The sequence below is a fragment of the Pelomonas caseinilytica genome (genome assembly GCF_021353235.1).
Taxonomy (GTDB): Bacteria; Pseudomonadota; Gammaproteobacteria; order Burkholderiales; family Burkholderiaceae_C; genus Pelomonas; species Pelomonas caseinilytica.
On record NZ_JAJTWT010000007.1, the window covers coordinates 293,224 to 303,304 of the forward strand.

Sequence of the window (10,081 nt, forward strand, 5' to 3'; positions counted from 1 at the left end):
ATGAGGCGCTCTCCACGACGCCGGGTGTCTCTGGGCTCGCCGCGGCGGCGCATGGGCCGGCGGTCTTTGTGCGAAGAGTCTCCACACCACCATGCCCCGCTCCGCCTCGGGTAGCCCCCAATAGACCGTCCCACCAGTACCGAAAGTCCTGTTTACAGAGCGGAAACCTCGCCAGACCCCCACCGCCCCCTCTGCACAGAAGCAAAGTTACGTGTTGTCAGGTCACGACATGGCCGAGGCCGCCGGGTGCCAGCAAGCCTGCGGAAACCGGCCACCGGGCGCACAGCCCACCCGGCCCCGCCTCCTAGAATCTGCCGCCCCCGCCGGAGCCCCTGCTTGAACCCCACGACCGAGTCCTTCCCGCCCGCCGCCTCCCGTTGTGACGTCCTCGTCGTCGGCGCCGGCCCTGCCGGCAGCGCCTGCGCCCACCTCCTGGCCCGGGCCGGCCTGTCGGTACTGCTGGTCGACCAGCATCCACCCGGCCGCGACAAGACCTGCGGCGACGGCCTCATTCCCGATGCCCACAAGGCCCTGGCCCGCCTCGGCTTGCTGGATGCGGTGATGCGCCGCGCCCAGCCGGTGGCCCACGTCGGCTGCGTCGGCCCGCGCGGCGGCCGCATCGACGTGCCGGGGTCCCTCGCCGTGCTGCCGCGGCGGGAGCTGGACGCGCTGCTGCTGCAGGCCGCGCGCGACGCCGGTGCCCGCTTCGAGCAGGCGCGCTTCGAGGCGCCGCTGGAGGCCGACGGCCGCGTCGTCGGCGCCCGGCTCAAGCGTGGCGACGACATCGCCGAGGTCCAGGCCCGCTGGGTGGTGCTGGCCACTGGTGCCGTGCCCAAGGCCCTCACCGCGGCCGGCATGTGCGAGCGCCACACGCCCAGCGGCGTGGCCCTGCGCGGCTACGTCCGGGCCCCGCAGATGGTGGGCAGGATCAAGGCGCTGGAAGTCGTCTGGGACAAATCCGTGCGCCCCGGCTACGGCTGGATCTTCCCGGCGCCGGACGGCCACTTCAACATCGGCGTCGGCGTGACCGACTCCCACCGCGACCTCGGCGGCGGCAAGGGCCGCAAGAAGGACGTCAACCTGCGCGCCATCTTCGACGCCTTCGTCGCCAACTACCCGCCGGCGGCCGAGCTGATGCGCGTGGGCGAACGCATTGGCGAAGGCGACCAGTGGCTCAAGGGCGCGCCGCTGCGCTGTACCCTCACCGGCGCCCGCTGGACCCGACCCGGCCTGCTCGTCACCGGCGAGGCTGCCGGCAGCACCTACTCCTTCACCGGCGAGGGCATCGGCAAGGCGATGGAGACGGGCATGCTGGCGGCCGACGCCATCCTGGCCCATCGCGACGACGATGCCGCCGTCCGCGCGGCCTACGAGGCCACGCTGACCGCGTTGAAGCCCAAGTTCGACCTCTACGAACGGGCCAACCGCGTCAACGCCCATCCCTGGCTGGCCGACCTGCTGATCTGGCGGGCCCGGAAGAGCCCGCGCCTGCTGGCCCGCATGAGCGGCGTGCTCAACGAGACCAGCAACCCCGGCAACCTCGTCAGCCTCAAGGGCCTGTCGCGTCTTTTCCTGGAATAGCCGGCCCAGGCTCATCCCCAGGTCCGGCGTGAAGATTCCCGGACACTAACCGCTCGATCACAGGCACAGGCACCCAGAATCCGCAGCGGCATCCGGCGCCCGGCCGAGTTGCCGCCCGTGTTCATCCGATGACCTGAGCGGAGCCTGCATGATCAAGCCCCTGATTGCCTGCCTTTCGATCGCCGCGGCGACACTGACCCCCGTGACTTCGGCGCAAGCCAGCCGGGACTTCTATTACGAAGGCGTCCTGTCCGTGTCGGGCACGACGCTGGCCACCTACCGGACGCCCCTCACCAGCAGCGTCTACAAGCCCATGGCCGACGCGCAGCAGACCGTCATGGCCAGCCTGCGCGGCCTCCTGGTTCCCAAGCTGAAGGACAGCCTGGCCTCGGTGGCGGGATACCAGAGCGGCTACGCCACCATCAACGGCCCGATGACGCTCACCTACCGGAACGGTGAGATGACGGTGTCGGGTCTGCAGGTGTCGCTGGGCGCCACGGTGAAACGGTCCTTCGGCCCGCTGGTGGGCAGCTGCACGGTGGACCTCGCGCTCGACCCGGCGACCACCATCGTCGGGCAGCTCGACTTCCTCTCCGGCACCCTGACCGCCAAGGAGATCCGCGGCTTCAAGCTGCAATCCCGCTACGTCAGCTGCGAGACGAATTTCGACTGGGTGCCCCTCGTCGGCGACCTCCTCGATGCCGCCGGCGAACACTTCGTCGACCAGCTCATCGAGACCGGCCTGCAGGACGCCTACAACGCCATCGGCAACCTGGACGGCCTCAAGCCGGTGAAATTCATGGGCCTGGACGCCATTCCCGACAGCGCCTTCGGCTCCGCGGGCCTGCAGCTCGCGCAGCTGAAGAACCAGATCGCGAGCGGCTTCCAGAACCTGCCCCTGCTCACCGTGCAGTTCGGCGACCCGAAGCGGCGGGTCTACGGCCCACAGGGCTATCCGCACGAGGCCGGGTCGCACGACCTCATCATGGGCATCGGCGTCGGCAACCTCTATTTCGAGCTGGGCGAGCACCGCATCTACTACGACGAGATGTACTGCCCGCCGGCGTCGACGGGCCGGTCCTGCATTCCGTTCTGAACGGCCCCTCGTCCCGTCTCGCGTCGCTGGACGCGAGCGCCGCTGCGTCAGACCCGCTCGATCACCAGCGCGATGCCCTGCCCCACGCCGATGCACATGGTGCACAGGGCGTAGCGCCCGCCGACGGTCTCGAGCTGGTTGAGGGCGGTCGTCACCAGCCGCGCGCCGCTGGCGCCGAGGGGATGGCCCAGGGCGATGGCGCCGCCGTTGGGGTTGACGCGGGCGTCATCGTCGGCCAGGCCCAGGTCGCGCAGCACGGCCAGGCCCTGGGCGGCGAAGGCCTCGTTGAGCTCGATCACGTCCATCTGTGCCAGCGACAGGCCCGTCAGCGCCAGCACCTTGCGCGTGGCCGGCGCCGGGCCGATGCCCATGATGCGCGGCGCCACGCCGGCCGTGGCCATGCCGACGACTCGGGCGCGCGGCTTGAGGCCGTGGCGGGCCGCCTCGGCCTCGCTCGCCAGCAGCAGGGCGCAGGCGCCGTCGTTGACGCCGCTGGCATTGCCGGCCGTGACGCTGCCCTCGGGCTTGACCACGCCCTTGAGGCGGGCCAGCGCCTCCAGGCTGGTCTCGCGCGGATGCTCGTCGAGCGCCACACGCAGCGGCTCGCCCTTCTTCTGCGCCACCTCCACCGGCACGATCTCGCGCTCGAAGAAGCCGCGCTGCTGGGCCGCGATGGCCTTCATCTGCGAAGCCAGGGCCATGCGGTCCTGGGCCTCGCGCTCGATGCCGAAGTCGGCCGCCACGTTTTCGGCCGTCTCGGGCATGGAGTCGACGCCGTACTGGGCCTTCATCAGCTTGTTGACGAAGCGCCAGCCGATGGTGGTGTCGTAGACCGCGTTGGCGCGGCTGAAGGCGCTCTCGGCCTTGGGCATGACGAAGGGCGCGCGGCTCATGCTCTCCACACCGCCCGCGATCATCAGGCCGGCCTCGCCGGCACGGATGGCGCGCGCCGCCGTGCCGACGGCATCCATGCCCGAACCGCACAGGCGGTTGACCGTCACGCCCGGCACCTCCTGCGGCAGGCCGGCCAGCAGCGCGGCCATGCGGGCGACGTTGCGGTTGTCCTCGCCGGCCTGGTTGGCGCAGCCGTAGATCACGTCGGCCACCTGGGCCCAGTCGACCTGGGCGTTGCGCGCCATCAGCGCCTTGATCGGCAGCGCCCCGAGGTCGTCGGCGCGGATGGAGGACAGCGCGCCGCCGTAGCGGCCGAAGGGGGTGCGGATGGCGTCGCAGATGAAGGCTTGTGTCATGTCGTGCGGTTCAGCAGATAGGGGCTCACGCGGTAGCGCTCGCCGCGGTAGTGGTGATCGAGTCGGTCCAGCAGGGCGGCGACGGCACCGGCGCCCCAGAGGGTCAGCCATTCGAAGGGGCCGGCGGGATAGTTGACGCCCAGCTTCATCGCCGCATCGGCGCCGGCCTCGTCGCAGACGCCCTGCTGCACGGCGTCCGCCGCTTCGTTGACCAGCATGGCGATGGTGCGGGCGACGACCAGGCCGGGCAGGTCGGCCATGGCGCGCGGCGTGAGGCCCAGGCGCGTGAGCCAGGTCGCCGGGCCAGCGTCGCCCGCATAGGCGATGTCGCCGGCCGGTGCCAGCGGCAGGTCGAAGACCGCCGTGCCGGGGGCGAACTCGGCGGCGCGGCGGCCGTCGGTCAGGCGCAGCTGGCGGCCGTCGGCGCTCAGGCCGGTCCAGTCGCTGTCGAGTTCGCGCGCGGCCTCGGGTACGGCACCGGCAAAGCGTTCGGCCAGCGCCCCGCGACCGTGCACAACCAGCCTCGCCGCGCGCGGCGCCTGCACCTGCACCGCCGGCAGGGCCGGCGCGCCTTCGGGATAGCGGTAGAAGCCCCGGCCGCTCTTGCGGCCCAGGAAGCCGGCGTCCACCAGCTCCTGCTGCACCAGGGACGGCGTGAAGCGGCGGTCGAAGAAGTTGGCGGCGAAGACCGAGTTCGTCACCGCGAAGTTGGTGTCGTGGCCGATCAGGTCCATCAGCTCGCAGGGGCCCATGCGAAAGCCCGCGGCGCGCAGGCAGGCATCGATGACCTCGGGCGTGGCCGCGCGGTCCTGCAGCAGCATCAGCGTCTCGGCGTAATAGGGCCGGGCGATGCGGTTGACGATGAAGCCGGGCGTCGAGCGCGCGTGCACGGGCGTCTTGCCCCAGCGCGCGGCCAGCTCGAACACGGCCTGGGCCGCCTCGGGCGCGGTGCCCAGGCCCGAGACGACCTCCACCAGCTTCATCAGCGGCACGGGGTTGAAGAAGTGCATGCCCACGAGGCGCCCGGGCTTCTTCATGCCGCGGGCCAGGGCCGTCACGGAGATGGACGAGGTGTTGGTGGCGATGACGGCCTCGTCCGGCAGCAGGGCCTCGAGCTCGGCGAAGAGGGCGCGCTTGACCTCCAGGTTCTCGACGATGGCCTCGATGACAAGGCCGGCCGGCGCGAGGGCCTCGACCGGGCGGATGCGCGCCAGGGCCGCGGAGGCGGCCTCGCGGTCCAGCCGGCCCTTGGCCACGAGGCCGTCCAGGGTCTGCGCGAGCTTGGCCTTGGCCGCCTCGGCGGCGCCGGCACGGGCGTCGAAGAGGGCGACATCGTGGCCGGCCTGGGCGGCCACCTGGGCGATGCCGGCGCCCATCAGGCCGGCGCCGACGACGAGGATGCGGGAGTCGTTGAGGTTCATTCCGGAAGGGTCCAGTGGGGCTTGCGCTTGCCCAGGAAGGCGGCGAAGCCCTCGCGGGCTTCGGGCGTGGCGCGCACGCGGGCGATGGTCTGGGCGGTCAGCTCGCGAACCTCGTGGTTCACCGGGCCCGGCGCGAGGCGCGCGTAGAGCTGCTTGATCTCGGCCTGGGCCGCGGGGCCGCAGGCCAGCAGGTCGGCGGCGACCGCGTCGACCGCCGCGTCCAGGCCGTCGGGCGGAGCGAGCTGCTGCACGAGGCCCATGCGCAGCGCTTCGCCGGCGCCGATGCGGCTGGCCGTCAGCGCCAGCCGCCGCGCCTCGCGCAGGCCCACGGCGTTGACGAGATGCGGGCCGATGACGGCCGGCAGGATGCCCATGCGCGCCTCGCTCACCGAGAAGCTGGCCGCCTCGGACGCCACCGCCATGTCGCACGCACAAACCAGGCCCACGCCACCGCCGAGCGCCGCGCCCTGGACGCGGGCGAGGGTGGGCTTGGGGCAGGCGGCGATGCGCGCCAGCATCGCGGCGAAGCGGCGCGCGTCGGCGACGTTGTCGTCCTGCGAGGCGGCGGCGGCGCGCTGCATCCACTGCAGGTCGGCCCCGGCGCTGAAGTGCTTGCCCGCGGCGGCCAGCACGATGACGCGCACCGCGGCATCGCCGCCCAGCTGCTCGAAGGCCGCGTCCAGCTCGGCGATGAGCGTCTCGTCGAAGGCATTGAAGACGGCCGGCCGGTTCATGGTCAGCACGGCCACGCCGTTGGGGCGGCGGTCCAGGTCGAGGGTGGTCCAGGCAGGCATCCGGGCATTCTGCCGTTTCCCGACCGATCGGTCGAACGTAGGCCCTTCCGCAGGCTTTCCCTGCCTGCCCTGCCCGCCACGCCCTGCCGCCGCTCATGCACCCCGGCCGCCCATTCGCCGCGCGGACGCGACCGCAGCGAGCACCGCCACCTAGACTCGCCCGCCATGCGCTCCCTGCTCTCCGCCCTGCAATGCCGCCAGTGGTTCTACCCCGGGCCGCTGCGCGTGTTCACGCCGCAGGAGATGGCGCGCGCCGGCATGCAGCCCTGGCCGGTGGCGGTGGACAGCTACGTGGCCATCAACCTGCTGGCCCTGCTGCCGGCCATGGTGTGGACGCGGCGCGACGATGGCTGGCTCCATCCCCTGCTGTGGTGGGGGCTGTGCGGCGCGCTGGCGGCCGCGGCCCTCGTGGTGGCGCGTTCGCTGTGGCGCCAGCCCACCCGGGCGCGGCTGAACGCCTATTGCTACGGCCTGGCGGCGGCCGTCGTGGCGGCCTGCGTGCTGCTCGTGCGCCACGGCCAGCGCGACTGGGTCATCCGCGAGAACGCCGCGCTGGTGGCCGGCATGACGGGCGTGCTGAGCGCCTGGTGGATGCTGACCGTCTTCCGCGTGCAGCAGATCGAAGCGAGGCTGCGCGAGCTGGCCGACCAGGAGGCCGCGCTGCGCCTGTCCACCCGCCTGGCCGCGGCGCAGATCCAGCCGCATTTCCTGTTCAACACGCTGGCCTCGCTGCAGCACTGGGTCGACACCCAGGACCGCCGGGCCGCGCCCCTGCTGCGCGACTTCACCGCCTACCTGCGCGCCACCCTGCCGATGTTCGAGCGCGAGCTGCAGCCCCTCGGCGACGAGATGGAGATGGTGAGGCGCTACCTGGCCATCATGCAGGCCCGGCTCGGCGAGCGGCTCGCCTTCGGCATCGACATGCCGGCCGAGGCCGCGCCGGCCTGCCTGCCCCCGGGGGCCCTGCTCACGCTGGTCGAGAACGCCATCGCCCACGGCATCGAGCCCCAGCTGCGCGGCGGCCGCATCGACATCACCGCCCGCTGCGAGCCCGGCCGCATCATGCTGACGGTCAGAGACGACGGCGCCAGCCTGGCCCCCGGCTGGACCGAGGGCGTGGGCCTCGCCAACACGCGCCGGCGCCTTGCCCAGGCCTGCCCGGGCGCCACGCTCACCCTCGATGACGCCGCCCCTGGCTGCACCGCCACACTGACCCTGCCCACCGCATGAGCCCCAGCGCCCTGATCGCCGACGACGAAGAAGCCCCGCGCGAGCAGCTGCGCGCCGCCCTGGCCCGGCTGTGGCCCGAACTGCGCATCGTCGCCGCCAGCACCAACGGCGCCGAAGCCTGGGACGACTGCCTGGCGCACGAACCGGCCATCGCCTTCCTCGACATCCGCATGCCCGGCCTCACCGGCCTGGAAGTCGCGCGCCGCCTGTCGGCCCTGGCCTCGCCGCCCCTCGTCGTCTTCGTCACGGCCCATGACGACCATGCCCTCGCGGCCTTCGAGGCCGGCGCCCTGGACTACGTCCTCAAGCCCGTGGACGACGGCCGCCTGGCGCAGACGCTGGCGCGGCTGCAGGGCCGCCTCGCCCGGGCGGCACCCGACACGGCGGCGCTGCAACGCCTGCTGGCCGGCCTCGTCCCGCCGCGGCCCGCGTCGCGCCCCATCCAGGCCAGCGTCGGCCGCGAGATCGTCCTCATCCCGCCTGAGGACATCGTCTATTTCGAGGCCGACCAGCGCTACACCCGCGTCGTCCACCAGGACGGCGACGCCCTCATCCGCACCCCGCTGCGCGAGCTGCTGACCCAGCTCGACCCCGAGCTGTTCTGGCAGATCCACCGCAGCGTCCTCGTCAACAGCCGCTGCATCGCCCGGGCCATCCGCATCGACGAGGGCAGCATGGTGGTGACGCTGCGCGGGCGCGACGAGAGGCTGCCGGTTTCACGCCAGTTCCAGGCCCTGTTCAAAGGCCAGTAAACGCTGTCCTAGCGGGCAAACCCTTGGGACCCGTTCCGGGCCCTGTCCAGACAATCCGCGGCATCCCGCCGCAAACCCCTAGATCTTGGGAACCCACCCAGGACGCCCCCGCCATGTCCAGTCTGCCCACGCCCCGCTTCGACCACTTCTACCGCCACGACGAGTTGACCGCCCTGCTCTTCGCCTATGCCGAGGCGCGGCCCAACCTCGTGTCGGTGCGCTCCATCGGCAAGAGCTACGAGGGTCGCGACATCTGGGTCGTCGTCGTCACCAACCTGGCCAGCGGCATGGACATCGACAAGCCGGCCCTGTGGATCGACGGCAACATCCACGCCGCCGAGCTGACCGCCTCGACGACCTGCCTGTACTACCTGCACCATCTGCTGACCCAGCATGGCGGCACCGGCGCCGACGCCGCGCAGGTGCACCGGCTGCTGGACACGCGCACCCTCTACATCGTGCCGCGCCTCAACCCCGACGGCGCCGAACTGGCGCTGGCCGACCGGCCCCGGCACATCCGCAGCTCCACCCGCCCCTATCCCTACACCGAGGAACCCGTGGACGGGCTGACGGTGGAGGACATCGACGGCGACGGCCGCATCCTCACCATGCGTCTGCCCGACCCGCACGGCGGCTACAAGAAGCACCCCGCCGACCCGCGGCTGATGGTGCCGCGCGAGCCGGGTGAGTCAGGCGGCGAGTACTACCGCCTCATCCCCGAGGGCTTCGTCAAGAACCACGACGGCCTGACCGTCAAGGTCAACCCCGACCGCGAAGGCCTGGACCTGAACCGCAACTTCCCCGCCGACTGGCGCCAGGAATACCAGCAGCTCGGCGCCGGCCCCTACCCGACCAGCGAGCCGGAGGTGCGCGCCATGGTCGAGTTCGTCACGAGCCATCCCAACATCGGCGCGGCCATCAGCTACCACACGCACAGCGGCGTCATCCTGCGCCCCTGCAGCACCCGCGGCGACAAGGACATGACGCCCGAGGACCTGTGGCTCTACGAGCGCTTCTCGGCCCTGGGCGAAAAGCACAGCGGCTACCCGGCCGTCAGCATCTACGAGGACTTCCGCTACCACCCCAAGGACGTCATCACCGGCACGCAGGACTGGGTCTACGAGCACCTCGGCGCGCTGTTCTGGGTGGTGGAGCTGTGGTCGCCCAACCGCGAGGCCGGCATCGAAGGCTACAAGTGGATCGACTGGTACCGGGACCACCCCGTCGAGGACGACCTCAAGCTGCTGAAGTGGAGCGACGAGCAGTGCGGCGGCCGCGCCCATGTCGACTGGACGCCCTTCCAGCATCCGCAGCTCGGCGCCGTCGAGATCGGCGGTTGGGACAAGATGAACTACTGGCGCAACCCGCCGCCGGCGCTGCGCGAGCGCGAGGCGGCGCGCTTCCCGGCCTGGATGACGCAGGTCGCGATGAGCCTGCCGCGGCTGGAGCTGGTGCGCACGGAGGTGCGCGCCCTCGGCCCGGACATGTGGCGGGTGCGCCTGGCCGTGGCCAACGCCGGCTACCTGCCGGCCTACGTGACGCAGCGCGCCCTGGAGCGCAAGGCCGTGCGCGGCGTGATGTTCGAGATCCACCTGCCGAGCGACCCGGCGGTCAGCCTCGTCAGCGGCAAGGAGCGCATGGAAGGCCCGCAGCTCGAAGGTCATGGCCCCCGGCAGAGCCAGCTCGCCTTCCTGCCCAGCCGTCAACCCACCGCCGACCGCGCCGTGGCCGAATGGGTCGTCCGCGCGCCGGTGGGCACGCGACTGGCCCTTTCGGCCTGGGCCGAGCGCGCGGGCGTCGTGCGGACAGAGGTGGTGCTGGACTGAGGGCGGAGATCGGCATAGGGGACCTCCATCTCAGGAGGCGCCCCTGCCACACCACCTGGCATGCGGGTCCGCACCAGGCGGTTCGAGCGCTTGAGGTCAGGAGAGTCGGGGCAGGCCCAGTCGGTCGAACC

The 10,081-nt window shown here is 71.9% G+C and carries 8 protein-coding genes; 5 read left to right on the forward strand and 3 right to left on the reverse strand.

Translation table 11 applies throughout. The features are described from left to right. Positions 1-336: 336 nt before the first annotated feature. Positions 337-1,581: an NAD(P)/FAD-dependent oxidoreductase gene (locus LXT12_RS18085; RefSeq protein ID WP_233393683.1), complete on the forward strand. Its 1,245-nt coding sequence runs from the start codon at positions 337-339 to the stop codon at positions 1,579-1,581. 148 nt (positions 1,582-1,729) lie between these two features. After that, positions 1,730-2,677 (forward strand): hypothetical protein, encoded by a 948-nt coding sequence (locus tag LXT12_RS18090; RefSeq protein ID WP_233393684.1) that lies wholly within the window; start codon positions 1,730-1,732, stop codon positions 2,675-2,677. Positions 2,678-2,724: 47 nt separating this feature from the next. Here LXT12_RS18090 and pcaF read toward each other — a convergent pair whose 3' ends face one another. From pcaF to LXT12_RS18105, 3 genes are read right to left on the reverse strand one after another with little or no spacing between them, the layout of a single operon-like run. Next, positions 2,725-3,927 carry a 3-oxoadipyl-CoA thiolase gene (gene pcaF / locus LXT12_RS18095; RefSeq protein ID WP_233393685.1) on the reverse strand — a complete coding sequence of 401 codons (1,203 nt, stop codon included), beginning with the start codon at positions 3,925-3,927 and terminating at the stop codon, positions 2,725-2,727. Beyond that, complete coding sequence (locus LXT12_RS18100; RefSeq protein WP_233393686.1) at positions 3,924-5,348, reverse strand: 3-hydroxyacyl-CoA dehydrogenase; 1,425 nt, start codon at positions 5,346-5,348, stop codon at positions 3,924-3,926. Before LXT12_RS18100 ends, pcaF begins: the two co-directional genes overlap by 4 nt. Continuing rightward, on the reverse strand, positions 5,345-6,142 hold the full coding sequence (locus LXT12_RS18105) for an enoyl-CoA hydratase-related protein (protein ID WP_233393687.1): 798 nt from the start codon (positions 6,140-6,142) through the stop codon (positions 5,345-5,347). Before LXT12_RS18105 ends, LXT12_RS18100 begins: the two co-directional genes overlap by 4 nt. A gap of 165 nt (positions 6,143-6,307) precedes the next feature. Between LXT12_RS18105 and LXT12_RS18110 the strand changes: the two genes are divergently transcribed. The 3 genes from LXT12_RS18110 to LXT12_RS18120 all read left to right on the forward strand — a co-directional run bounded on the left by LXT12_RS18110 (position 6,308) and on the right by LXT12_RS18120 (position 9,950). Next, the gene (locus LXT12_RS18110) at positions 6,308-7,372 is read left to right on the forward strand and encodes a sensor histidine kinase (RefSeq protein WP_233393688.1); all 1,065 of its coding nucleotides are present in this window, start codon (positions 6,308-6,310) and stop codon (positions 7,370-7,372) included. Continuing rightward, positions 7,369-8,124: a LytR/AlgR family response regulator transcription factor gene (locus LXT12_RS18115; RefSeq protein ID WP_233393689.1), complete on the forward strand. Its 756-nt coding sequence runs from the start codon at positions 7,369-7,371 to the stop codon at positions 8,122-8,124. The genes LXT12_RS18110 and LXT12_RS18115 overlap by 4 nt, the downstream gene beginning before the upstream one ends. A gap of 113 nt (positions 8,125-8,237) precedes the next feature. After that, positions 8,238-9,950 (forward strand): M14 family metallopeptidase, encoded by a 1,713-nt coding sequence (locus tag LXT12_RS18120; RefSeq protein WP_233393690.1) that lies wholly within the window; start codon positions 8,238-8,240, stop codon positions 9,948-9,950. Positions 9,951-10,081 lie beyond the last annotated feature (131 nt).

Excerpts from the sequence above, each read along its gene's own strand:
- LXT12_RS18090 (WP_233393684.1), top strand. The coding sequence starts at position 1,730 with ATGATCAAGCCCCTGATTGCCTGCCTTTCGATCGCCGCGGCGACACTG.
- pcaF (WP_233393685.1), bottom strand. The coding sequence starts at position 3,927 with ATGACACAAGCCTTCATCTGCGACGCCATCCGCACCCCCTTCGGCCGC.
- LXT12_RS18100 (WP_233393686.1), bottom strand. The coding sequence starts at position 5,348 with ATGAACCTCAACGACTCCCGCATCCTCGTCGTCGGCGCCGGCCTGATG.
- LXT12_RS18105 (WP_233393687.1), bottom strand. The coding sequence starts at position 6,142 with ATGCCTGCCTGGACCACCCTCGACCTGGACCGCCGCCCCAACGGCGTG.
- LXT12_RS18110 (WP_233393688.1), top strand. The coding sequence starts at position 6,308 with ATGCGCTCCCTGCTCTCCGCCCTGCAATGCCGCCAGTGGTTCTACCCC.
- LXT12_RS18115 (WP_233393689.1), top strand. The coding sequence starts at position 7,369 with ATGAGCCCCAGCGCCCTGATCGCCGACGACGAAGAAGCCCCGCGCGAG.
- LXT12_RS18120 (WP_233393690.1), top strand. The coding sequence starts at position 8,238 with ATGTCCAGTCTGCCCACGCCCCGCTTCGACCACTTCTACCGCCACGAC.